This is a genomic window from Singulisphaera chitinilytica, from assembly GCF_049331405.1.
Lineage (GTDB): Bacteria > Planctomycetota > Planctomycetia > Isosphaerales > Isosphaeraceae > PoT.
The window spans coordinates 4,690,355-4,713,620 of record NZ_CP186274.1 but is presented as its reverse complement, the minus strand read 5'-3'; the positions used below and the strand labels follow the sequence as shown (position 1 = coordinate 4,713,620).

Here is a 23,266-nt window from a genome sequence, read left to right as displayed (position 1 = left end):
CGCATTCGATATCATAGTAATATCGGCATGAAATAGATTTGATCATCAAGGTATTTCACCAATGTCCGGACAGTTCACCTACGAGCCCGACCCGAATGCGTCCCTGGCCTTCCAGGCCATCCCCACGGTCGTCCTGCGCTACAAGACCGGCCAGGACGGCTTCGGCAACCCCCAGGGCAGCTACGAGCTCCTGCCCAACATCCGCTGCGTCGGCGTCGAGATCCAGGAGGGGCCGAGCCCCGCCGTCGCCCGCTTCCGCTACGCCTTCGGCGACCCCTTCGGGGATGCGCAGGATCCCAAGCGGGTCGAGGACGTCTACGCGCTCGACGCCCAGGGCCAGAACGTCGTCAACCACGACGACCGGCTCGTGGTGATGTTCCTGCTCGGCGAGGGTCAGGACCAGATCCTCTTCGACGGCTTCGTGCAGGTCCCGCAGGCCGACCTCGGGTCGACCGTCGAGATGGTCACGTTCGAGGCCCTGGCCACGCCCATCCGCGAGTACGACTTCCCGCTCCGCGGCGCCATCATGCGGGACGCCAGCACCCCCGACCAGCCCGGCGCGGACATACGGTCGGGGCTCGAGCCCCGCTTCAACCCCGACGGCAAGCCCAACGCCACCCCCGACGACGCCGACAGCAACCCCAAGCTCGACTCCACCATCGGCGGCACCGAGGAGGGCAAGGACGACGACTCGGAGGACGGCGGCTTCGGCTACATCGGGGGCGAGGGCGAGCCCCCCGGCGAGCTGGGCGAGGACGAGGCGGCCTACCCCGTCTTCCTCGGCCCGGTCTGGCCTCCCACCGATAAGGACCCCCAGACCGAGGAGCCGCTCTGCAAGATCAAGGGCAAGACGATCCGCATCTGGACGCTGGAGATGGCCGCACGCTACGTCATCGGCGTGGGCAACCCACGCCAGCGCTACGTCAAGTATGCCGACCTCGCCGAGCTCAAGGACATCCTGGTCGCCATCGTCCCGGCGTACGAGGGGGCATTCATCAACCTCCAGGACGACTCGACCTTCAAGAAGGAGGATATCGAGGTCGAGGACTACAACGTCCGCGGCGAGCCCTGGCCCGTGGCGCTCCATCGCCTGATCGACCCCTACGGCTTCGCCATGCGGTTCGACGTCGAGCTCGACGAGGACGGATTTCCGGTCCACCACCTCCGCGTCTACCGCAAGGACGACGAGCTCCTGATCAAGTCGCTCTACCTCCAGGCGCCCGGCGACGCCCTCGACCCCAACCTGACGAACGTGATGGGCCTGAAGCTCGCCCGCGACGGCAGCGACATCGTCAACCAGTGGCGGGTCGACACGGACATCGAGGAGATCGAGGCCTCGTTCATCCTGGCGCCGGGCTGGAAGATCAGCCCCGGCGACAAGGACACCATCGAGAAGTACACCGGCACCAAGGAGGCGACCGACTATAGGGTCTACGTCTTCGACGAGTGCGGCGAGGGGCACTGGAGCTTCCAATCGAACTCGTGGCAGGAGGGCTACCCCGGGAACCTCGACAAGCTGCTGGATCCCGACAAGAAGCCGGGCGACAAGCGGAGCTACGTCATCCGCCGCCGGCCCGGGAAGCCCAGCCTGATCACGCTCGACAAGCTGGGCAAGCCGCTGCAGGCCAAGCTCTTCGTCTCGGCCAAGTATGCCGGAGAGATGCCGGGGGTCTGGGACGGGACCGGGGACGACTGGCAGGAGATCGCCCCGTCGAACTGGAACGTGCTCCCCGACCGGCTCGGCTTCCGCATCACGGCCGACAATCCCAACGACTTCAAGGGGGGCATCCCCGGCAAGGGTGAACCCGTCGCCTATCCCCAGGGCGGACTCATCAACGTCGTCGAGTGGAACTCCAACCCCACCGCGGATTACCCCTACCCCCGATTCCGGCTCACCACCGTCATCGAGGCCGACGCCGGGATCGACATCTCGGCGAAGCGGCGCGAGGTCACGATGACCTCGTTCACGGTCGAGCGGAGGTATGACGCCCGCGAGCGCTTCCACAAGCGGACCGTCTCCAAGTACAGCTCGGAGTCGGAGCAGAAGGGCGCCAGCGGCAACGACGAATTCAAGGTCGACGACGAGAAGGAGTCGCAGTCCTTCGCCGACGCCCTCCGCAAGGAGTCGGAGGCCGGCACCTTCGCCGGCAACGTCGAGCTCAACGGGCTCTGGCTCGGCTACAAGGTCGGCGACAAGCTGGACAAGATCGTCGGCCGCGACATCGGCCTGAACCAGACGCTCGGCACGGCCCAGGGCGAGTCGGACAACCTCCCCTCCATCGTCACCATCGCCTATCAGCTCGAGCCCGAGCAGAAGACCGTCCTCGTGCTGGCCGACCGGCGGGGCACGCCCCCGCCGAAGAAGCGCCGGCCCCGCCGCAACCGCAAACGCTGAGGCCATCCATGCCGCTGCGATCGAACCTGAACGACGTGACGCGCGAGGTGAAACGCCTCGCCGGCTGCCTCAACATGCGGGCCAAGGGCCGGAAGAAGTCGATCGGCCTGGACGCGGTCGAGATCATCGTGGATGGCGTGCGCGAGCGTACGGTGGACGGCCAGCGGTCGGCCGACGGATCCACGCTAGGCCCTGCGACGCTCGTGGCCTGACCCTCGCGATCATCGTGGGAAACTCCCATGGTAGTCGACCTTGGCATCTGGCTAACGATGCCCCGGTGCCGGGGTCGAATGCCGGGCTCCTTTCAAGGTTACTGTTCGGCTCTGTCGAGTCCCGAGACCTCGATGTGGGCGCGGTGCGTCATCTCGAACGACTCGAACAGATTCGCCATCGTGCCGCCCAGGGCGAGGTAGGCCAGGAACAATCGGTCGAGCGAAACCTCGGGCGAGCACGCCTCGATCCTCGCGTACTCGGCCTCGGTCGACCCCATGCGGCCGGCGGCCTCTCCCGGCGATAGGCCCAGTCCCTGCCGCAGGGACCTGATCCGCCTCGTGATCGTCATCCGGAGGTCGAGGAGCACCCGCTCGCCGCGGCTCAACTCCAGGAAGTCGGCGGCGTCGCCGACCTTGAACCCGCGGGCCTCCAGCCTTTCTCGCCTCGCCTTGTCCATGACTCGTTGCCCCGGTCGACTCGAGGGTGGGGATCCAAATCAACTCTCGGCGGCGGTCATGGCCTCGGTCCCGTGCGACAGCCCGATAGACCGCCCGAGGGCCGATCGGCTCAAGCCCGTGTAGATGCCCCGGTGTCCATCTGCCCGGCCCTCTGGTACAGGCGGCCGATCAGCTCGCCGATCCGGCTCGCCTCCTCGTAGAGTTCCGGATCCAGCAAGCAGGCCGGATGCTCGACGACGAAGTCGTGCCAGTTGTCGTTCAGGACATGCAGCCGGTCCCAGAGCTCGTGCATCCCGCGCGTGCCCGGGCCGAAGCGGCGGGAGAGCTCTCGCACGTCCGCGGCGTTGAACTGATCGAGGGCCCGCGCCAGGTCGTGTCGGTGCTGGACCTCGATCTCCGAACGTTTATCGGTCGGTTCCGCCATCGGCGAGTGCCCTTCGTCCTCGGATAGGCTTGTGATGAGTCGACGCCGGAAATGCTGCCTGGCCTGGATCCGGTAAACCCGGCCCCGATAGCCGGGCGAGAAGCCGCTCGGGCCTACTCCTCTGAGATGGGGTAGTGGATATCCTCATAGGCCACGATCCTGTCGCCGAGCTCCTCGAGGTAGGCGTCCTCCTCCCGGGTCAGGTCCCCGCGGACCGCGAGCCTGTTCGCGATCGCGATGGCCCGGTCGAGTTCATCCTCCGTGCGGATCGGGCCCGCAATCGATGGATCGACGGGCGGCCGTGGGGCTGTGTCATCCGGATCAATCATAGGGTCAACCTTCCGACTCATATCCTGATCCCTGGCGACTTGTTGGACTGCCTTGATTCGGATCCACGCTGTCCAGCCAACCTACCAAGCCGGGGGCGAGCCGTGAATGCGCTCGCGAGCGCTCGCCGCGCGTGACGCTATGTGACGCAAACGTGACGCGAGCGCTCGCGCGTCACGCGCGAGCGCCGAGGACATTGCGTGCTCCCGCCATTCCGAGGCCCGCGGCGTCGGGGCTGGGCCACATTCGCAGGACTGCAAACATGGCCAAGATGAATACACTTGAGAGCTTACGCCGATCCGTCCGGCGTCGGGGTCGAGGTCATCACATGAGCGTCACGCCCAGTCACGCGTCACGGCGTGACGCGCTCGCGCGTCACGCTCGGGATGTTACGCGTCACGCTCCAATGCTACCGCCATCCCGGCCTTCCCGTAGCAGACGGACAAAAAACAACGCTAAGCCGGAGGCCGGCCCGGACGGAGTGGGCGAAGCTTCTCACCACCGAGGTCCTGGCTCATCTCGAAGGCGTATTTGCCGTAGGGGTTGATGTGCTCGTAGCGGGTAATCGCTCGAAATATCCGGTCTTGCGCCGCCTAATAGCCTGGAAGACGGATCAATTTCGTTCGCCTTCCGGCGGCCCCGGAGTTCCGCCACCACGATCGAGTCCAAGCGCAGGAGCAGGAACCACGATGCTTTCTACAGCAGGATTCGCACACCACGCTCATCTATTTCGTCGCCCTCGCAAGAATCGCCTACCCCTCCCCAGCCAACCCGCCGAGCCCCCCTCAGCCGCGGCGGCGACGTCCGACGCCGAAAGGGAATGGCCTCGGGTCGTGAACCCGAGGCCATCGACCAGTTTGCCCCTCAACCTCCCTTCACTTCCCACTGATGTTCGGCATCCACGAACGACCATCGAGCAGCGACAGGATCGTTAGCGCGGCTCGGTGGGCGTACACGCGATCGACGATATAGCTAGAAGCCTCATTGACCACGACGGACTGCCATGCTGCCTGTTCCTCCACGCTCCCGACACGGAGGGAGGCCATATACCAGTATTCGGGGGCGACCTCGGCGGGCGACTTGCCCTCGGTAATGAAGGCGGCTTTTGCCGCATCCCAGGTCGATTCTTCCGCCTTCGTTCCCCATGAGAGGCCCATTAGATTTGCCATCCCATCGGGATACGGCTTCTTCAGCCCGATGTCGAATTTGCCGTCGGGGTGCAACGCCCATGCATAGATCTTCTTCTCTTCGTTCCAGAATTTCGGCAGTGATGCGGCCGTGACGGCAGCCAGCCTGGCAGCTCGGGCGGCAGTCGCCTCGTCTCCGACCGCTCTGAAATACTCGACGGCGCTGATGAGACCGCCGTACGTCTCGAGATTGTCCATCAGGAACTTAACTTTGTAGTCCCGCTTTGCCCACGTCAGGCCGTCAGTCGGGTCGACCACTCCTTCGATCGCAATCATGGCCAGTCTCGCCGCGTCTTGGACCTGTTTGCTTGTCGTTTGATTAAGCCTGTGGTAACGGGCAATGGCCAGCAGGTAGGTGGCCGCGTAGGAGTCCTCGCTGTCCCGCTTGCCGTTGTCCTTGTACCCTTCTACCAGCTTGCCCTCTTGGTCGTTGATCGTACCGTCGGACTTGTTCTGATGCTTTGCGTACCACTCCAGCCAGCGGCCAACGGCCTGGAGATCTTGCGGATTGGGCCGGGATCGTTCGTGGGAAGCCATCAACCCCAAGGCCACGAAATTGGCAAAATAAGGGTTGATCCAAACGATCCCCCCGCTCGAACTCACCCGAAATGCCCCGTCCTTCAGTTGGCACCGGCGAAGGGCCTCGAGGGAGGCGTCGAGGGCGGTCGACTTGGTCGGAGCATTCTTCCTGGCACTGGCGTAGGAAGTCGCCACGATCGGACGGAAGCCCAAGCCACCGAGACAGGTGTCCGCGGCGAAGCTACTGTAGGCCGAGGACGTACAAAACCAATCCGGGGAATCCCACCCGCCCCCTCGGATCGCGGGATTGCCCGTAGTCTCGAGGGTGTTGAGGGACCACTCCCAGACGTTGCCTGCCATGTCATAAAGATTCCAGGCGTTCGCCTCCTTCTCCCCGACCACGTGGGGCCAGGCCTTGCTGTTTCCTTTGTACCACCCCGCCTTGTCCAAAGCCGCCTCGCCGTCGCCGGTGTGGTAATCCGTCGTCGTACCCGCACGGGCCGCATACTCCCATTCACGCTCCGTCGGGAGCCGGATTTCCAACCCGGTCATATCGCCGAGCAGTTTGCAGAACTCGACCGCATGGTTCCAGCTCACGTCTGTAACAGGCATGTCGTCGTCGAGGACGAAACTCGGATTGGCCGTGTCTACCTGATTCTTGGCATTCCTCTTGCCGCCTTCGACCCGGACCCCGACCGACTTCCATTGCGCTTGGGTGACTTCCGTCTGGGCCATCCAGAAGCCGTCCATGACCCCTTTGCTCGGCACCCAGCAGAACTTCATCGTGGTGGCAGGAGAGCCGAATCGGATCGCGTGGACCATGCCCGGCGCCGGGTTTGATGGGAATCCCTTGGGGGGCGGTTGGGCAAACTCGGCCGCCTTGGTTGTTGTGTCGGGGGGCGTGTGCTTCGCTACAGCGGGAGCGCCCGGCTCGGTGACTTGCCTGGAGCTATTCGGGGCCGCCTTGGCCTTCCCCGTGGGTGTTTCGACACCGCTGGGATTTGGCTCCGGGGTTTTTATCGAACCGCCCGCGAGGTGCAGAGGATCATCGCCCTTTCCTTCGCTGGTGAGGGGACCAGGCCCCTTCGACTCCAGGCCCTCGACGACAGGTCCCAGCCTCCATATCGCCAGCACTACAACGACCATCAAGAGGATCAAGGGCCCCATCACGAGGACGCTACGCTTGGATCCGCGACGCAAGGACTCGGGCGCACTCGTGCCGGCGGGTTGTACGTGCCGACCCTCTGCGCCGCCGAGCTTGATCGCCCTGATGACATCCTCGGCCGTCTTGTAGCGTCGGGTAACACTCTTCTCCATCAACCGTCCGATGATGTCGTCAAGCCACTCGGGCACGTCTGGGTTCAAGTTTCGAGCAGGAGGAAGCATCTCTTCCGTGATTTGCTTCATCAAAAGGTAGGGGATCTGCTGCCTGAATGCCCGGTGACCCGTGCACATCTCGTACATAACACTTCCGAGACTGAACAAGTCGCTTCGCTGATCCAGGGTCTTGCCGTGGACCTGCTCCGGGGACATATACGGCAGCGAGCCCGCGACGGGCGCCCCCTCGTAGTCGTCGAGCACCATGGCCACGCCGAAATCCGCGATCTTCACCCGCTGCACGCCGTTCCAGAGAAGGATGTTCGCAGGCTTGATGTCGCGGTGGACCAGGTATTTGGAGTGGATTGCCTTCAGCCCTGCCGCGATCTGCTCCGAGATTTCGAGCACCGTCGGGATGGTCAAGGGACCGTTTGCGTCATCGATAAGCTTCTTCAAGGATTTCCCGTCGATGTATTCCATGACGAGGAACGGGTATTGGTCCGCTTCCTCGCTGACCGCGTAGATCTCGACGACGTGGTCATCAGCAACCCTCGCGATCTTCCGGGCCTCGTCCAGGAACTGCTCCCGAAACTGCGGCATTGCGGCGTACTTGGGAAGCAAGATCTTGAGCGCGATGGATTTATCGAGGCGTTTCCCGACTGCGAGGTACACGGCGCCGAACGCCCCCTCGCCGAGGAACTGCAGCAATTTGAATTTGTTGGCGAAGAGCCCGAGCACACCCGGTTCAGTGGCAGGGTCGATGAACGGGTACTTCGCAGCGGTGACGGTCGTGCTGAGGGTTAGCGATTCGCGCAATCCGTGGCTAGGACTCGCGACATCGTCGAGGAAGGCGTCAGAACGGCCGTCTGCATTCAGCCACTCCTCGACCTGTGACCGCAGGGGCGGGTTGTTGTGACACTCCTTGTCCAGGTAGGCCACCCGCAAGTTTGGGTCTAGGATCTTCCTGGCCTCGTCGAAGATCTTTCGGGCCGCCTCAGGCATCTCGTGGTCACGCACGATGAGTTTCCTTAACGGTGAATTTGTTCAGCAATGAGCAACCACCTGCTGCAATCGCGTTCATGGCCAGTTCGTCGGTTGATCCCCTCCTAATGGCCTCCCACCTTGCCCCGCAAAGTTACGATGAGCCAAGCTCTGGCAAATCGCCAACTTCCCTCAGCATCTGCCATCGAGATCTCCAGCGATTCGGCCACTTCCTGGGAGGACAACCCTAGGAAAACCTTGAGTCTCGCCACGTCCGCGGCCCGGGCATCGATCGCCTCGAGGCCTGGTAAGGCGTCGTGCAGGTCGATCAAGTCAGCCAAGCGATCCGATTCGTAATCGTCTACGGGTTGGACGCCATCCAAATCCCGTCGTCTCAGCCCTCCTCCACGCTTGACGGCCCTTCTTGCGCGAGCTGCATCTGTAAGGACATGACCCATTACCGCAGCCGCCGTTCGGATCAGATGCTTGCTGTTCGCATACCGAGTTATTTTGCTCCTCTCAAACAACCTCAGATAGACTTCGTGGACCAAATCGGTGGCCTCAAGCGTGTGACCTACCGTCTCCGATTTCATGCGATGCGCGGCCTGCCCCCTTAACTCGTCGTACACCAACGCCAGAATGTCGTTCAGCACCCGACGGTCTCCTCTGAGGTGGACCCCATTGTCTAGACCAAAAAACGGCGATCCTTCGCTACTGTCCAATCAGGCCGTCGTGGCTCTGTCCGCTCGGTAGACCGTCCCTGGAGTCCGGTACCCCAGGGATTCGTGGAGCCGATCCTCGTTATAGAAGCCGAAGTATCGCCTCAACCCTCGCTGCAGCTCCGGCACCGTCTCGTAGCCTTGGATGTAAATATCTTCGTATTTCACGGTCCTCCAGAGCCGTTCGACGAACACGTTATCCAATGCCCTGCCGCGTCCATCCATGCTCACGGCTATCCCGGCCGCCTCAAGCCTCCCGGTGAACGCCTCGGCCGTGAACTGGACCCCTTGGTCCGTGTTGAACACCTCGGGCTTCCCCGACCTCAAGGCATCTTCCAACATCTCCAGGCAGAAGGAGCCGTCCAGCGTGTTCGACAGCCGCCAGCCGATCACGTACCGGCTGTACCAGTCGATCACCGCCGCCAGGTACATGAACCCTCCACTCATCGGCACATAAGTGATGTCCGTGCTCCACACGTGGTCCGCTCGCCGGGCTTTGACACCTCGCAAGAGATAAGGGTAGATCTTATGGCCTCTCCCGGCCTGACTCAGCCTGGGCTTGGCATAGATCGCTTCCAGGCCCATCTTCCGCATCAGGCGCTGTACTCGCTTCCGATTGACCTCCTCACCTCGTTGTTCCAGCCAGGCGGTCATCTTGCGGCTGCCGTAGAACGGGCATGCCGTATATTGCTCGTCGATCAACCGCATCAGGCGCAGGTCCTCGGGCGACTCACCCGCAGGTCGGTAGTAGAGGCTCGATCGGCTCAGCCCCAGCAACTCGCACTGGCGGCGCACGCTCAACCGGGGATGATCCGGCTCGATCAAGGGCCTTCGGTCCTCAACTGAATGGGGCGACTTTTTTTTTCAGCCACTCGAGTTCCATCTTGAGGCGCCCGATCTGTTCGAAGAGTTCGGCCTGGCGTGCCTCGGCGTCAGCCGAGGCCGCCTTGGCCGGACTCCCGAAGACCTCCTCGGCACTGCTGATGAGCTGCTTCTTCCAGCCATGGATCGATGTGGGATGGACGCCATAGTGGCCGGCCAACTCGTTGATCGTGCGGTCTCCCTTGAGGGCCGCCAGGGCGACTTGAGCCTTGAACGCCGCCGTGTGGACTTGCCGCTTCCTCGCCATCCGTCCTCCTCCTCAGACCCGTCTGAGTAGCTTAACAGATGGTCCAGTTTTCGGGGTCCACCATACTCTCGCGTAAGCTTCAAGGAGCCGAGTGACCTCACTCATCGCGGTTCCCGCTTCCAATGGAGAGAGAGTTTCGAGTCGATTCGCCGTGATCACGGGGCGCAGTAACGTCGGCCGCTATAAAGAGAGCGTAATCAAAAAGGGATTCCGAATTCGACCGCCTAAAATTTTTCCGAGAATCTTCGCGTCCCTCCAGCCGAAAAGTTTCGCAAACCATTACGTTGCAAACGGTTAAGCAACGATCGGTCCCGAGGTAATCCACGACGGGGCGAAGTTCGCGACATAGTAGTCGGCGGACGAAGGCCGTGGGATGGTCCGACGTGACCATACGGCGCTGTGCGGGCGGACGTCCTACCTCCCGGCAGCGGATGCCGCCGATCCGAGAGAAGACGTTTGGTCCGAACCATTCCGAGGTGGCCTCGAGCCCGTGGCGACTAAGGCTGAGGCGATAACACGCCGAGCTCAGGAGATCGGGGAGAATCTGACTTCGGGGGTGCGTGATGGTTAGGGTCGGGAGCACGGCAAGCGTTGGGGTCGGGCGGCATGTCGTAAAATCCTCGCGCCCTCCCCTGCCCCGACTGGTGAACGACGAACGCCCCGGGTCGAAGCCCGAGGCGTGGGAGGGTGGCGACGCGTCGCTCGGCGTCGATGGCGGGCGGGGGTCCGGGAAGACTCGGGGGAGCCGGTGACGTCACTTCCCGGCCGGGCGCTCGATGAACACCTCGGGCGAGATCTTGAAGAACGTCGCGAACCTGTCGACGTAGTTCATCGCCTCCGACTACTGCCAGGCCCGCGCACGCCTGCCGGTCCGCGAGCTGAGATATTGGGTCGATCTCCCAGGGTTCCGAGTCAAATTGGTCACGCTGGCGACGACCCTCCCGGACGCCGAGGCCTATCCCGCCGAGGAACTGGCGGGGATGTACCTGAGTCGGTGACAGGTGGAGGTCAACCTCCGCCATTTGAAGACGACGCTGGGGACGGATATCCTGCGATGCAACGCGCCCGAGGGCGTGCTCAAGGAGCTGACGCTCTACGCGGTGGCGTACGACCTCGTGCGCCTGCTGATGCTCGAGGAGGGGCGACGGCAGGGGGTGGCGCCCGGGCGGGTCAGCTTCGTGGATGCGTTGCGGTGGCTGGTGATGTCGCCGCCGGGCACGCTGCTCTCCAGGCTGATCGTCAATTCTCACCGGCCCGAACGCGTCGAGACGCGATGCCAGAAACGCCGTGGCAAGAATTATTCTTTCATGATCCTACCCAGATCGGTCCTGCGTAAACGACTCATCGACCGGGCGGATGCGGCTTAACTGAATGGCATTCAGATGGACCAGCCTACGGGGAGCAGGTCACCCGGAACCGATACTCTCATAACGCCTGGACCAGAATCCGGGGGCAGGTCAGTGGCCTTGATCGAACGCAGATCCAGCTCGTTGTTCCACCTAGCCCGGTAGAGCGAAGCTAGATTCCTCCGCGCTCGCCTGCCCGAGGTCCGGAATGGTCGTCACGACGGCCGACCGGGTCTGGAACCCCGGCGACCCCACCCGGAAACGGACCTCGCGGACCGTGATCGAGTCGGGCAACGCGTTGTATGTCGCCCGGTCCACCGAGCGGATCGACGACGGCTTCTTCCACACGACGAGGTGGTCATCCTTGCCCAGTCGCGTCCCCTTGCGGAGGTCGGCCCGGCGGTGCGCCGAGAGGCGGCTGACGGTGTCGACGCCGCGCCCCTTCAGCAGGTACATGCCGACCGAGCCCGACATCAGGCGGTCGCCCAGCAGCACGTCGTCGGGGCGGAGCACGTCCCACAGCTGGCGCAGCAGGCTGACCTTCCCCTGGCCCTTGCCGGCGTAGCGGCAGACGCCCAGGTCGAGGATCGCGCCGCAGGACAGCGAGATGATCGCGCCGATCCGAGCGGGTGCGAAGCTCGTCCCGGGCACCTGGTTGTAGGCCAGCGGGTATTCACGCCGATTCTCCGGGGTGTCCGGCATGGAGATCGTCGAGCCGTCGAAGAGGCAGACGCGGCGGCCACTCCAGAGCCACCGCCGATCGACCCGCCCGTCCAGGTTGCGCCCGACGAGGCGGGCCACCGCGGCGAAGAACCCTTCGGGCAGGCGTCCCCTCGCCTGACAGTAGGCCGCGGTCTCGGAGCTGCACGGCTCGAGCCCTTGCGAGGCGCGGTGGGTGATCAGGCGGGCGACGGCGGCGCGGCAGGACTGGTCGGCGTTGAGCACCTGACCGAGGAACACCCAGAGCGTGATCAGGGGGTGAAGATCCGGTCCTTCCAGGTGACGTCGACCTCCTGGAGGGCGTCCACGAGATGCTCCTCCGAGAGGACCTCAGTGAAAGGGAGGCTGCCTTGCTGAAGGTGAACTGCTGCCGGAAGAAGCCGATTTGCCGACGGAGATGTCCTTGCAGGTGATTGAACATCACTCTGGCTCCGAGCCGGTGGGGGGAGTCCACCGTCATCAGAGCCTGAACGCCCATGGTTTCCTATCCCGCAGGCACGGAACCCTTTGTGAAAATCTAAGTGCCATTCGTCCGCCAGACCGAATGCCGTAAGTAGAGATACACCAGTTTGCTTCCTCACAATCGGGTGGGCCCGCCGAGTTGAGTAGGGGGTCGTGCTCTGCCGACACGTTCGACACGCGGCGGCCGCCCGCTATGAGGCGTTGCAGCAACGCCATGCAACGCGTTGCCGCAACGTTGTGGCAACGCCGTGCAACGCTTCGGCAACGGTGTCTCGGATTTGTCCTGGGCTCCTTTTGAGGTGAGGAACTCGGACCATCTCCTCCCGGCTCGTAGCGCTACGCGTACGTTACCGTAACGTTACATCGCCGTGGTTCGATCGACGCAACTCCTGATTTGGTCCGGAGCGTTCGTCCTGGCGACCTCCCCCCTTGCCTTGCTCGATCCTCGCGTGATGAGGCGAGGGGCATCGGTCCGCTGCGAGGGGGCCTCCAATCGCAACACACATCCGGTAAGGGCGAAACCGCGGGGAAAAGTCGCAGTAGGCGGGATCGAGGACCGAGGGAGGGGCGGCCACCAGGGGCAAGCTGGCGCACTTGAAGTCGGTGCCGTCGAGGCGATGATGGATGGACGCCTTGAGCCGTCGAAGGCATGCGGCGAGCATCCGCAACTCATTATCCCCGTCGAACGCTCCACGGCGAGGGACCACAGCCCCGCCTCGGGCCGAGCTTGACGCCACGGACTGCCTCTCACCACCGGATGACCCGGATATCAAACATGGCGGTCGGCTAGGCTGAGGTCATAGAAATGAAAAATCTTGGAAATCGACCAGGCAATCCAGTGTCTAATATTTTTAGCCTGAAACTGCGAGGACGCTCCAACTTGCTTACCCCTCTTATAAAAGCTTGTTAAACATACTTCCGACATGCATTAAGAGGAAGTTTCAGGACAATCGCACGCAATGCAAATCCCAAGGTGAACCTGATAGAGATACTTGACATAAGCGGTTCTTGCGAATGCATGTCGAACTCGCAAGGCAATTTGAAACCGAGATGGCGTAGATCGCGGGATAGATGGAACATGAGAACGGCCCTTCCGAATGGGCCCGTCCACATAGTGCCAATGCTGAGACCGCTCGAGAAGAAGCGTAACAGACGTGATGACATGTATCGGTTGGGAGTAGATATAGTTTCGATCTGAAAGAACCCTCCCAAGTTCGCCAAACTTCCAGCCTCTAACCTATCTAAAAATTCACGAACGTGACTGACAAGGAGGTGCTTGACAGTGCTTCGATTCCCTAATTAAGATGCTCCTCAGTCGAAGCCCCTTCGGATTTCAAATCGAGGGCTTAAGATGTTTGCATTCCGCGAGACGGCTTGCCGCCTAAGGGTCAGGGGCTGGCAAGCTTCACTCGGGATATTAGGGGGCATTCTTGCTTCCCTAATACTCATCGGTTCTTCGTGGTTGCATCGCCCTGAGGCCGCGATTCCGAGCGATTCACCGACGCAACGATTTCCGCTCGATATCATCCCCAATCCATTGTCTTTGGGCATACTCAAACCGCATCAGGGGGCAGAGGCGGATGGGGAGTTGCATAATCCGGGCTCGCGAGAAATCGTGGTGGAGAACGTCGAGACGAGCTGCGGTTGCGTTGTAGTGAATCCGAGATCACTCCGACTCGCGCCGGGCGAGACAACCTCGCTGAAGGCTGCTTTCGATCCCTCTCACGACCCCGAATTCCGAGGCCGGTTGGCGGTCCAAGTCGTAGGGCACGGTCCAGGAAACACCATCGTTTTCCAGACTATTGTCAATCTGGAAGTCCGAACCGATTAGGGAAAGGCCATCGGCGCCACTCCCGCTATTCGTGCCATGGAACCATAAACCTGGAAGGAGTGCAGCATGCAGAGCTCGCCGGTCCAGATCGAGCGGAAGACGACGTCTTGGCTGACGCTGACATTTATATGCACGAATATATGCGTCGCCCTGGTCCTGGCCTTTGCAATGATATGGTTCGGATCGCTCGGGTCGGCCCTGGCTTATTTGGCCGGCGAGCGGCTCATCGTGGACACGAGGTCTAAATCATTCGGGACGATTGAAATGGGGAAGGGAGCTACGCTGACCTTCCATGTGACCAACTACTCGGGGAGGCCGATCACCATCCTAGGCTCCGAATCCTCGTGCAGTTGCGTGGTCACCAGCGACCTACCGAAGCGGATTCTGCCCGGTGAACGAGGGGATTTGAGGATCGATTTCCGGAATCGTTCCTTGTCCGGCTGGATTTCAGAGCGTGCCACGTTCTTTACCGACAACCCGAGCCAAACAAGGTTGATTCTCAGCATCAGCGGCAATGTCAAGGGCGAGCATGGGAGGAACGGCCGCGGCCCCGAGAAATCCTGACTTGCTTGATACTCGAATGTAGGCAAGCGATTTAATGCGACGGCGGAGGCTCCCTGAAGGCTTAATCAGCAATCCGGCAAAGCCAAGAGTTCGAGCCTTCGCATAATGCGTTGCGATGCTACAAGTGGAGGCAAGTAATTATGCCTGCCTCACTATCCGGTCCCCTGCGCCCCCTTGGGGCTGGATAGCAAGCATGAATGATGAAATGTTCGCGATAGCGTCGGGCGACATGGTTCTAAGTCGTCGCCTAGCAGATTGGAACCGTGCTCAAGGCCTAATGATTGGACAACCTCCTCTGGATGTCGCATCGACTTTTGAGTTCGCGCTGAATTCGGTTTTATGCCCGGCATCGGGCACGACTTTCGCGCTTCGCATCAACAGCTTAGGAGATTGCTATGCTTCGCTGCTACCGGTTCGCGTCGGCATTCTTCGGGGCCGCATTCGTGGTGCAGTGTGGCCTGTATCTCGCCCTAACGTGCGGTGTCGCCTCGGCGGCCACGGCTCCTTTCGCGCCGGATGCCAGCGGTGCGTACTGCGGCACGCCCCCGGCTGGCACGGCGGACTGTCCCAATGTACCTCCCTGCCCAGCCGGCGAGACGTGCACGCTCGGGGTCCGATATTGCGCGTGCAATTAACCAGCCCTAGCAAATGGTGATATGCGGCCCGGCGGGATCGAGCAGCGATCCGCCGGGCCGCACCGGAGGGAGATGCTTGCCATGATCAAGCGATTATGCTCGGCAGCAGCGATCCTGTACCTCGCCACTCCAATCTGCAGCTCGGCCCAACAAGCGAGCCAGCTCAAGGCGAGGGTCCTGGCGGAATATCCGGCCGCCCTGGAACGGCTCGAGCGGGGGGCCGGCCAATTTCGAGGCTCCGCGAGACTGACCTTAACGCACTTTCGCAAGGCCGAGATAGTCGACACAACTTCGTCGACGCTCCGCTTCGCGATCTCGGGCGGGCTCAGGAAGGTCGAACGCGTGCCGATCCAACCCGAGGCCTCGGTCGATCACCGAGGTGAAAGCAGGCAAACCGAGCATGTCTACTGCCGAAATGGCACGTCCTCATTCTCGCTGACGAAGTCCAAAGGGAGTTCATCCTACGTGCTCTCGGGTTTCTCGTCGCGAGACGATGCGACGGTCGACGAAATGCTCAAGATGACGCTCGACCAATTCGTCGGGGCGGCGTATTCGGTCTTCGGCCTGCCGGTCAGCAGCATGATGTCCGACCCAAGTTTCTCAATCCGTAACGTGACCCCGATATTGGAAGGCGGCAAGGAGCATCTCAAGATCGAATACAATTATAGGAGCAAGGAGTTCCGCATCGCCTCGGGGTCTCTCGTCGTATCTCCCGACGAGGGCTGGAGGATCGTCTTGAGCGAGAACACTCTGGGACTTACCGGCGGTAAAGCGTTGAGGACGGAAGTACGCTATGACGATTCGCGAGGGGTCGCAGGCATCATCCCCAGCCACGTGACAGTTAACCAGCCCAATGCAATTCGCGAGTTCGAGTTGGCGGAAATATCGGTGTCGGAGCCGCCTGAAAAGTCGGAGTTCACCCTGCCATATTACGGAATGCCGGACCTGGAGCGTCCGCCGGCGTCGTCCGGGGGACTCTCGGTGAGCCATGTCCTCTTGGCATCCCTCATCGTCTGCGGCATCGCCTCGGTTGCGATTAAGCGATACACGGAGCGGGACCAAAGGGCCGTGTTGCGAACCCCCTGAAAGGCGAGCGGACAAGCGGTTAGTAACTGAGCCGTTTTGCCACGGCCCTCGAGCTCGGGCCGTTATGCGGGCCCCTTGGCTTATAACCCGAGGTGTCAAATCTCGTTCGATTTCACAGGATGATCAAATGGGGATTTTGCACCGATGAGGCCACGAGCATTGATCCACCGTCGATCGACTGCCGGTTTCACTCTCATCGAGATGCTCGTCGTGATCGGCCTGATATCCTTGTTGGCCCTGCTGCTGCTGCCCGCCGTCCAAGCGGCCCGCGAGGCGGCCCGCCGTATGGGGTGCTCATCGAATCTTCGACAAGTGGGGCTAGCCCTCCACGACTACGCAGGCGTGCACGGATCACTCCCTCCCGGCAGACTCCTCACGTATGATCCCCGGTACGCGGGTACCGATCCCCCTTGCACCTCGCCCATCGTCGACAAGAGCATCCTCCTCTTCTTGCTGCCGAGCCTTGAGAACCAAAATCTCTATAATTCGATCAATAACAGCCTCTCGATCCTGACCGATGAGAACGTGACGATCCACGGCGTGTCGGTGGGCATCTTCGCCTGCCCGAGCGATTCCGGGGCCGGTCGCCCTCACCTCCTGCCGTCCGGCCAGATGCTCCCCTGGTGCAGCGATCCCGGAGGGTCGCCCATCAAGATGGTGCTGACCAGCTATTCGGCATGTTACGGATCCTACTACGTGAATGCTGTTCCGCGGCCCGCCGGGAACTGCGTCGTGCCTCAGCAGGTTTCGGCCCAATCCGACGGCGCGTTCAATGACTCATCGCCGATCTCTCTCGCTTCGATCAGCGATGGGCTCAGTTCCACGATCTTCGTGTCCGAGAAGGCCGTCTCCATTTTCCATTCGCTCATGGCCGTCAATCCGTCCATCCTCGAGGAGCGTGGTTGGTACACCACGGGGAATTGGGGGGACACGCTCTTCTCGACATTCTTCCCGCCGAACATGCCGCACAAGGTATCCGCCGCGGCGGGTTTGAATCATGCGTTCGCCGCGAGCAGCATGCACCCTAACGGGATCAACACCCTGCTGGCAGACGGTTCGGTCCGTTTCGTGAGGGACACCATCCAGAGTTGGCCATTCGACCCGTCGACGGGTAACCCCGCCGGCGCCGTGCGTGGCCCCGGGGGTTGGTGGTCGAACACGCCTCCCAGGGGCGTCTGGCAGTCATTGGCCAGCAAGTCCGGCAATGAGCCGATCAACGAAGCTTGGTAGATTCCAGGGAGTCGGTGTCTATGTTCTCACTAATGCTGATTTGCGCGCTCGCCCAGGGCTCCGGCAAGGCGGCTCCTGCTCCTGCGTCGCCCCGAGATGTTCTCGATAGCTTCCTGCAGGAGTGGAAAGTCGCCGTCTCGGAGATGACCAGGACGCGCGAGGCGGCCAAGGACGAGAAATCGCTGAAGCTGTGGAACGATGAGAACCGAAGGCGGACGCACGATTTCGGGAGGCGTGCGCTAGACCTGGCGAGTCGATTTCCTTCGAGCCCCGAGGCGGTCGATGCACTCATGTGGGTCGTGAACCAAGGCTACTCTCCCGAGGCCGGCCGCGCGCTGGAGACCTTGAGGAAAGACTATATCACGAGTCCGAAACTCACCCCCGCGTGCATCGATACCCGCAGGGTTGTCCTCGGCGAGTTCGAAGAGGTCGAGAATTTCCTCCGCTCCGTTCAGGCCTCCAGCCCCCATAGGGAGGTAAGGGGGCAGGCCTGCTTCGCCATGGCCATATTCCTCCAATGGTATGCCGACACGCTCGACGAGTGGGCGGCTCACCCCGAGTACGCGGCCTTCTTCGAGCCCGCTCTCGGGGCCGACCGACTGAAGGCATTCCGCTCCCGGGACCCTAAGCCGCTACGCCAGGAGGCTGCAAGGCTCTACGAGAAGGTCGCGGACAAATATGGAGACCTCAAGGATCGCCGAGGTCGGAGCCTAAGTGAGCGTTCCGCGGGCGAACTGACGGAGCTCCGCCGCCTGAAGATCGGCCAGGCTGCGCCCGAGATCGACGGGATGGATGCGGAAGGCCATCGCTTCCGCTTGAGCGAATTCAAAGGACGCGTCGTCGCCCTCAGCTTCAGCGGGAACTGGTGCGGGCCTTGCCGCGCAGCCTATCCCCATGAACGCGAACTCGTGGAGCGCTTGAAGGGCCGCAAGTTCGCCGCCCTGAGCGTGAACACAGACCCTGTCGAGACCCTCAAGAAGTCGATCGCCGCCGGCGAGATCACGTGGCGCTGCTGGGCGGACGGAGGCGTGGAAGGCCCGATCACGGAAGGTTGGGGCGTGGATAGCTTCCCCACCACTTACGTCCTCGATGCTTCGGGGGTCATCCGTTTCAAGAATCTGCAGGGAAAGGACCTGGATGAGGCCATCGACAAGCTCTTGACTGAGGCCGATCGGAAATGAATCCGAGAGGTCTCGGCTTCATTTAAAAATGCCTCGACCTCGATTGGCCGACTTTGAACGGCTTGGAGGTCAAACGTGTCAAGTCGGGCAGGGTTGACGGGACGGCCCACGGGTTTGCAAGGGAGGCTTCGAACACTTGTCAGGCGTGGGCCAGATCCAGGATCTATCACGGAACGCGGAGTGCCCTAGCAGACGGGCTTATGCTCGGAAAATAGCGGTGATCGTCGCAGCCCTAATGTGTCCATCCAGTAGAGGGCCATCGTCCCGAGTGTCCCGAGCCCGTATTTCACGCTCCTCCTGAAGTTAATGCTGCTCGCTTCGGGAAAATATCTCACGGGCATCGGGACGTCGCCCAGCTTGAAACCGAACCTTACGGCTTGTGCCAGGAGTTGCGTGTCGAAAACGAAGTCGTCGGAGTTCCGCTCGAAGGGTATGCGTTCCAGGACGGCGCGTCGATAGACCCGGAAGCCGCTGTGGAAGTCGCCGAGGTTCTGCCCCAGGGCGATGTTCTCGATCGTGGTCAGGACGCGGTTGCTGACGTACTTGTAGAGCGGCATCCCGCCGTCCAAAGCCTCGCGACGCGAGCGTATGCGGCTCCCGAGCACGAGATCGCAGATGCCGAGCTCGACGAGGCGAATGGCGACGGGCACTACGCGGCTGTCGTACTGGAAGTCCGGGTGGATCATGGTGATGATGTCGGCACCCGCGTCCAGGGCATAGCGATAGCACGTCTTCTGATTACCTCCATAGCCGCGATTCCGGGGGTGGACGAGCACACTCAAGCCCATGCTCCGCGCCAGCTCGACGGTCCGGTCCTGGCTGCCGTCGTCGACGAGGAGGATTTCGTCCAGGCAGCCCACTGGGATCTCCGCCAGCGTCGCGGCGAGAGTCCGCTCGGCATTGTAGGCCGGAAGCACGGCGACGACCTTATCGGCGGCCCCGGATGGCCTGAGGATGGTGCTGAGTTGAATTGTCCCTGGATGCGTGATCATGGTGATTACCCGTTAGCCGAGTCGGTGAGGTTAACCTTGTGGAATGAAGATTTTAAATCTGTGAAATCTTCAATACACCTGTAACTATTATCGCGGAGTGTTGCACGGTGGCCATACCTTTCCAGACGCATCGGGCGGAATCCGAAGCCCCGGAGCCGTCGCGACGGCTCGTCACGCGACGTAACCCGTTCCGCGGTGAGTGGATCATCCCCCTCCTCCCGGCCGGTTCGCTCATCGTCCTCTGGGGATTTATTTTCTCGATCCATCCGCCGGGGCGGCAGGACTTCCCGCTGGTCGACGACTGGGCTTATAGCAGGGGGCTCTTCGGGCTCGCTCGCGGCGAGGGCATCCATTACTTCCACCAGCCTTCGATGCCGCTGCTCGGCCAGTGGCTCCTGGCCTATCCCGCCGTACTGGTCGCTGGGGAGTCGCACGCCGCGCTCCGCGTGGTGACGATCTCCCTCGCGATGATCGGCATCCTGGCTTTTTACGACCTGCTGCGTCGGGTTGCGAGCCTCTCGCGAGGCGAGGCGAGCTTCGTTGCGGCATCTCTGGCGTTGAATCCTATATTTGTCATGATGTGCGGATGTTTCATGACCGATGTGCCTTCCCTCTCCATTTCGCTCGCGGCGCTCGCCCTCTACATCCGCGCCTTGCGAGGAGGGGGTTCCTGGCAGTTGGTATTAGCATCGGCCGTCGCGACCCTGGCCACGATCACCCGGCAGAATGCCGTCGTCGTGCCCCTCGTCGCGGGCATCCTGCTCCTGCAATGCCGCGATCTGCGATGGAGGCCATCCTGGTACCTTGGGGTCGGCCTCCCGCTGATAGCGGGGATCTTGGTCCACCGCTGGTTCACGGCGCGTCCCGACTCCTTGCCCATGGAGCCGAGGATGCCCTCCGCGCGGGATGTCCTCGTGCTGTGCTACACCGCGGCCATCTACATGGGCCTGACGGTGCTTCCGTTGCTGGCACTGAGGCCAGGGCTCGTGTCCCGAGTCCGGTATGCCGTCTCATTGTTTGCGCTGCTTAACGGGGTCGCCCTCTGCATCCAGCTGGGTGATCATATGTTCCCGCCGCGGACATTCTACGGCGGCCTCTTCCCGTACTTGCCCCACATGTTCACCCCGTGGGGCGTGCTGGAAGATAACTTCTGCGGGGTCGGGGCCCGCCCCCTGATGATGGGACGCAATACCCAATGGGTGGTGACTGTCCTGGCCTGCGTGGGCGGCGCTGCGCTTGCCGACCGGGGATTTGCACGACTCCGCGCCGGGTGGGCCGCCAATCCATTCCTCTTATTCACGATACTTCACGCGACGATTTTGCTCGCCTCGCCGGTATTATTCGACCGCTACCTGATCGTCCTGATGCCCGGGGCCCTGGCCTTGACGGCCGGGGCCGCGAGACGTGCACGCTGGACGATTGGGCTCGCCGTGCTCGCGATATCCGCCACCTTCTCCGTCTGCCTGGTGCACGACTGGTACGCCTGGAACTCGGCGCGTTGGGACCTGGGCCGCCGCGCACTGGCGAGGGGGATCTCCGTCGACGACATCGAAGGCGGCTTCGAGTGGGACAGTTGGTATGCTCCTGGGCCGGTCGTCGCTTCGCCGTTCGAGCCCTTGAGCAAATTCTCCCCCGGACTCATGCTCCCCTTCAACCACGTGAGGCATCCGCACATCACCGGGCGGTACGCGCTGGCCTTCTCGCAAATCCCCGGCACCATCGTGCTCGATTCCGAGCCATATCGCCTGTGGCTGATCCCCGGCAAGTGGCATTTCCTCCTCCTCGAGCAACAGGAAGCCGATCAGAGGTAGGCGACCGATCGCCACCAACCACCGGGGCTTTTCGGCCGACGTGTGCAACTTCATCCTGCGGCTCAAGGACGTCGATGCGGCCCTCGTGAGCGGGAGGCGATCGCCCTGGACCGGTGGCGTAACCGACAGCGCCTGGGACCGATTCTCGATGTTTTCGGCGAACTCAAGCGTAACGTCCTGAACGAAGGGCAGGACGGCGCGTAATGTGGAGCAAGACCTGACTGAGTTGCTCGAGCTGCGTCGTCAGCTCGATCGAAATTCAAGTCTTTGACTCGTCGAGGCATCCATAGGACTCTGTACCAATCGACAGCCCTACAAGTTTCCGACGCCGGGGTCGGTACCCGGCTGAACATTGATGCTCCGCCCAAGGTGCACGCGAAACAGCCTCCCGGTTATCTCGGGGCTGCTTTTACGCGCAAGCCAGGTATGCGGCTTTTGACCAAACCTTGGGCGGCGATGGAGTCGCCATTTCAGTCGGGCCTCCCTAGCGAGAGATGAATTCATCCCAAGCGATGTGACCTTTGGCCAAAAGCTCATTCACGATCGAATTCACAAGACCTGAATTCTCGGCTGTGGTGAGAATTGAGTGGATCCTGGGGATGAATTTGAAGAAATGAACAATGCTTACATTTTCAATAGGTATTCCCAGTAAGACGCTAGTGCAGCTGAAGACTGCCGCGTGGTCCGTCGAATTATTGGAGCTATCATTCTGAGCTTTAAGAACTTCCAGTGATTTATCGTGCGCGTACTCGTCAGCGTGAACGTAGATAGCTTCCGCGATCGATCCTGCCAGGGCGAGGCAGAGGTAGGTTTCGGCATTCGACTCATCGAGTTCTAGTTCGCCCTCGAAGTCGTACCTCGTCTCTCCGCCTGACGGGGGTTCGAGGGTGATTGAGATTAGCCCAACGCCTCTCTCCAAGGCCATGATCGCGTGACCAGCTTCGTGATGCGCAGCTACTACCAGTCCGTCATGATCCACGCATTATCTCCGCAAGGCATCCCGTTCTTGGCTGCTCCTCCCATCACGTACGTAGTTGAAATCGAAGGCGTTCGAGTGAATGGTGACCGACTCGCCACTTTTGTCGGTGCAACAGCCCTTGAGGCTCGGCCCAGATTTACGTTGCGTGACGTTATGGACTTCCTGGTGCTACCATTATGGTATCTCCAGGCCTGTATCGATTATCGACACGGTAGCTGTGTATGTCAGTTATCGACACGCACCGACTGGCCCGCCCTTCGGTCACAGCGAGGAGTGCGAGATGTCAAGCCATGGCATCGTCAAGCCTTGCGGCGCGAACTGCCCTAAAAGTGTTCGGATGCATGGATCGGGTTGATCCGATTGGATAACCTCTGGCACTGCCAATAGTTGTGGCGAGAATAGCTCTGGAAATGGCCAGTTGGTCCGGTTCGATCGATACACTCCACCAACCCGATGGCGCCGAACGGGTTGCAGAGGCAGAGGCTTCGAAAAGTGGCGAGTGTTCCACTCCGCTTCGAGCCGATCCGATCAAGGCTCGATGGTCTTATGATCTCGCTGGAGCGGGGGGAATTCCTCACGGATCAGGCCGGCCTCTAGGGCATCCTCCTCGCGACGCTCGGGGATCAGGTTGCTGGCCTTGAGTCGCTCCAAGGCTTCGAGTTGTTCGGGCGTCATTTTGGCCAGCCTTTCCAGGTTTCTCTTCGTCTCCATAATTAGCCCTCGTGAAATCGCAAAGGTTTCCAAACTGCCACACTGGCTT

The 23,266-nt window shown here is 61.6% G+C and carries 19 protein-coding genes; 9 read left to right on the top strand and 10 right to left on the bottom strand.

The genetic code is table 11. The features are described 5' to 3' along the window. Positions 1-61: 61 nt before the first annotated feature. Together ACOYYX_RS18745 and ACOYYX_RS18740 are read left to right on the top strand one after the other, a co-directional pair. The gene (locus ACOYYX_RS18745) at positions 62-2,395 is read left to right on the top strand and encodes a hypothetical protein (RefSeq protein ID WP_422931438.1); all 2,334 of its coding nucleotides are present in this window, start codon (positions 62-64) and stop codon (positions 2,393-2,395) included. Between the two features lie 8 nt (positions 2,396-2,403). Further along, positions 2,404-2,607 (top strand): hypothetical protein, encoded by a 204-nt coding sequence (locus ACOYYX_RS18740; RefSeq protein ID WP_422931437.1) that lies wholly within the window; start codon positions 2,404-2,406, stop codon positions 2,605-2,607. Positions 2,608-2,705: 98 nt separating this feature from the next. Here the strand turns inward: ACOYYX_RS18740 and ACOYYX_RS18735 are convergent, their stop codons facing one another. The 6 genes from ACOYYX_RS18735 to ACOYYX_RS18710 form a co-directional block, all read right to left on the bottom strand. Further along, the gene (locus ACOYYX_RS18735) at positions 2,706-3,065 is read right to left on the bottom strand and encodes a transcriptional regulator (protein ID WP_422931436.1); all 360 of its coding nucleotides are present in this window, start codon (positions 3,063-3,065) and stop codon (positions 2,706-2,708) included. A 110-nt stretch (positions 3,066-3,175) separates the two neighbouring features. Continuing rightward, a complete protein-coding gene (locus tag ACOYYX_RS18730; protein WP_422931435.1) occupies positions 3,176-3,490 on the bottom strand; it encodes a hypothetical protein in 315 nt (104 codons plus the stop codon). 113 nt (positions 3,491-3,603) lie between these two features. Continuing rightward, positions 3,604-3,819, bottom strand: a complete 216-nt coding sequence (locus ACOYYX_RS18725) for a hypothetical protein (RefSeq protein WP_422931434.1) — start codon at positions 3,817-3,819, stop codon at positions 3,604-3,606. Between the two features lie 873 nt (positions 3,820-4,692). Next, positions 4,693-7,857, bottom strand: a complete 3,165-nt coding sequence (locus ACOYYX_RS18720; RefSeq protein WP_422931433.1) for a bifunctional serine/threonine-protein kinase/formylglycine-generating enzyme family protein — start codon at positions 7,855-7,857, stop codon at positions 4,693-4,695. 89 nt (positions 7,858-7,946) lie between these two features. Next, positions 7,947-8,474 carry an ECF-type sigma factor gene (locus ACOYYX_RS18715; protein ID WP_422931432.1) on the bottom strand — a complete coding sequence of 176 codons (528 nt, stop codon included), beginning with the start codon at positions 8,472-8,474 and terminating at the stop codon, positions 7,947-7,949. 69 nt (positions 8,475-8,543) lie between these two features. Next, positions 8,544-9,669 (bottom strand): IS3 family transposase gene (locus ACOYYX_RS18710; protein ID WP_422923185.1). Its coding sequence is split into 2 segments (ribosomal slippage): positions 8,544-9,387 and positions 9,386-9,669, totalling 1,128 coding nucleotides; the frame shifts between segments, so codons are not numbered across the junction. Between the two features lie 1,022 nt (positions 9,670-10,691). On the opposite strand from ACOYYX_RS18710, the gene ACOYYX_RS18705 reads away from it, so the two are divergent. Then, positions 10,692-11,036 (top strand): hypothetical protein, encoded by a 345-nt coding sequence (locus ACOYYX_RS18705; protein ID WP_422931431.1) that lies wholly within the window; start codon positions 10,692-10,694, stop codon positions 11,034-11,036. Positions 11,037-11,168: 132 nt separating this feature from the next. On the opposite strand, the gene ACOYYX_RS18700 is transcribed toward ACOYYX_RS18705, so the two are convergent. Further along, positions 11,169-11,975 carry a hypothetical protein gene (locus tag ACOYYX_RS18700; RefSeq protein WP_422931430.1) on the bottom strand — a complete coding sequence of 269 codons (807 nt, stop codon included), beginning with the start codon at positions 11,973-11,975 and terminating at the stop codon, positions 11,169-11,171. A 1,573-nt stretch (positions 11,976-13,548) separates the two neighbouring features. Between ACOYYX_RS18700 and ACOYYX_RS18695 the strand changes: the two genes are divergently transcribed. From ACOYYX_RS18695 to ACOYYX_RS18675, 5 genes are all read left to right on the top strand, one after another. Further along, positions 13,549-14,028 (top strand): DUF1573 domain-containing protein, encoded by a 480-nt coding sequence (locus tag ACOYYX_RS18695; RefSeq protein WP_422931429.1) that lies wholly within the window; start codon positions 13,549-13,551, stop codon positions 14,026-14,028. A gap of 66 nt (positions 14,029-14,094) precedes the next feature. Beyond that, complete coding sequence (locus ACOYYX_RS18690) at positions 14,095-14,592, top strand: DUF1573 domain-containing protein (protein WP_422931428.1); 498 nt, start codon at positions 14,095-14,097, stop codon at positions 14,590-14,592. A 1,100-nt stretch (positions 14,593-15,692) separates the two neighbouring features. Then, positions 15,693-16,313, top strand: coding sequence for a hypothetical protein (locus ACOYYX_RS18685; RefSeq protein ID WP_422931427.1), 621 nt, complete (start codon positions 15,693-15,695; stop codon positions 16,311-16,313). A gap of 144 nt (positions 16,314-16,457) precedes the next feature. After that, positions 16,458-17,543, top strand: coding sequence for a DUF1559 domain-containing protein (locus ACOYYX_RS18680; RefSeq protein WP_422931426.1), 1,086 nt, complete (start codon positions 16,458-16,460; stop codon positions 17,541-17,543). A 20-nt stretch (positions 17,544-17,563) separates the two neighbouring features. Next, a complete protein-coding gene (locus tag ACOYYX_RS18675) occupies positions 17,564-18,724 on the top strand; it encodes a peroxiredoxin family protein (protein WP_422931425.1) in 1,161 nt (386 codons plus the stop codon). 185 nt (positions 18,725-18,909) lie between these two features. On the opposite strand, the gene ACOYYX_RS18670 is transcribed toward ACOYYX_RS18675, so the two are convergent. Beyond that, positions 18,910-19,716 carry a glycosyltransferase family 2 protein gene (locus ACOYYX_RS18670; protein ID WP_422931424.1) on the bottom strand — a complete coding sequence of 269 codons (807 nt, stop codon included), beginning with the start codon at positions 19,714-19,716 and terminating at the stop codon, positions 18,910-18,912. Between the two features lie 107 nt (positions 19,717-19,823). Here ACOYYX_RS18670 and ACOYYX_RS18665 point away from each other — a divergent pair, with 107 nt between their 5' ends. After that, the gene (locus tag ACOYYX_RS18665; protein WP_422931423.1) at positions 19,824-21,527 is read left to right on the top strand and encodes an ArnT family glycosyltransferase; all 1,704 of its coding nucleotides are present in this window, start codon (positions 19,824-19,826) and stop codon (positions 21,525-21,527) included. 484 nt (positions 21,528-22,011) lie between these two features. Here ACOYYX_RS18665 and ACOYYX_RS18660 read toward each other — a convergent pair whose 3' ends face one another. Together ACOYYX_RS18660 and ACOYYX_RS18655 are read right to left on the bottom strand one after the other, a co-directional pair. Next, the gene (locus ACOYYX_RS18660; RefSeq protein ID WP_422931422.1) at positions 22,012-22,506 is read right to left on the bottom strand and encodes a hypothetical protein; all 495 of its coding nucleotides are present in this window, start codon (positions 22,504-22,506) and stop codon (positions 22,012-22,014) included. 528 nt (positions 22,507-23,034) lie between these two features. Continuing rightward, on the bottom strand, positions 23,035-23,217 hold the full coding sequence (locus tag ACOYYX_RS18655) for a hypothetical protein (protein WP_422931421.1): 183 nt from the start codon (positions 23,215-23,217) through the stop codon (positions 23,035-23,037). Positions 23,218-23,266 lie beyond the last annotated feature (49 nt).

Coding starts and splice junctions, on each gene's coding strand:
- ACOYYX_RS18655 (WP_422931421.1), bottom strand. CDS start 23,217: ATGGAGACGAAGAGAAACCTGGAAAGGCTGGCCAAAATGACGCCCGAA.
- ACOYYX_RS18745 (WP_422931438.1), top strand. CDS start 62: ATGTCCGGACAGTTCACCTACGAGCCCGACCCGAATGCGTCCCTGGCC.
- ACOYYX_RS18675 (WP_422931425.1), top strand. CDS start 17,564: ATGTTCTCACTAATGCTGATTTGCGCGCTCGCCCAGGGCTCCGGCAAG.
- ACOYYX_RS18690 (WP_422931428.1), top strand. CDS start 14,095: ATGCAGAGCTCGCCGGTCCAGATCGAGCGGAAGACGACGTCTTGGCTG.
- ACOYYX_RS18695 (WP_422931429.1), top strand. CDS start 13,549: ATGTTTGCATTCCGCGAGACGGCTTGCCGCCTAAGGGTCAGGGGCTGG.
- ACOYYX_RS18725 (WP_422931434.1), bottom strand. CDS start 3,819: ATGATTGATCCGGATGACACAGCCCCACGGCCGCCCGTCGATCCATCG.
- ACOYYX_RS18735 (WP_422931436.1), bottom strand. CDS start 3,065: ATGGACAAGGCGAGGCGAGAAAGGCTGGAGGCCCGCGGGTTCAAGGTC.
- ACOYYX_RS18670 (WP_422931424.1), bottom strand. CDS start 19,716: ATGATCACGCATCCAGGGACAATTCAACTCAGCACCATCCTCAGGCCA.
- ACOYYX_RS18680 (WP_422931426.1), top strand. CDS start 16,458: ATGAGGCCACGAGCATTGATCCACCGTCGATCGACTGCCGGTTTCACT.
- ACOYYX_RS18730 (WP_422931435.1), bottom strand. CDS start 3,490: ATGGCGGAACCGACCGATAAACGTTCGGAGATCGAGGTCCAGCACCGA.
- ACOYYX_RS18740 (WP_422931437.1), top strand. CDS start 2,404: ATGCCGCTGCGATCGAACCTGAACGACGTGACGCGCGAGGTGAAACGC.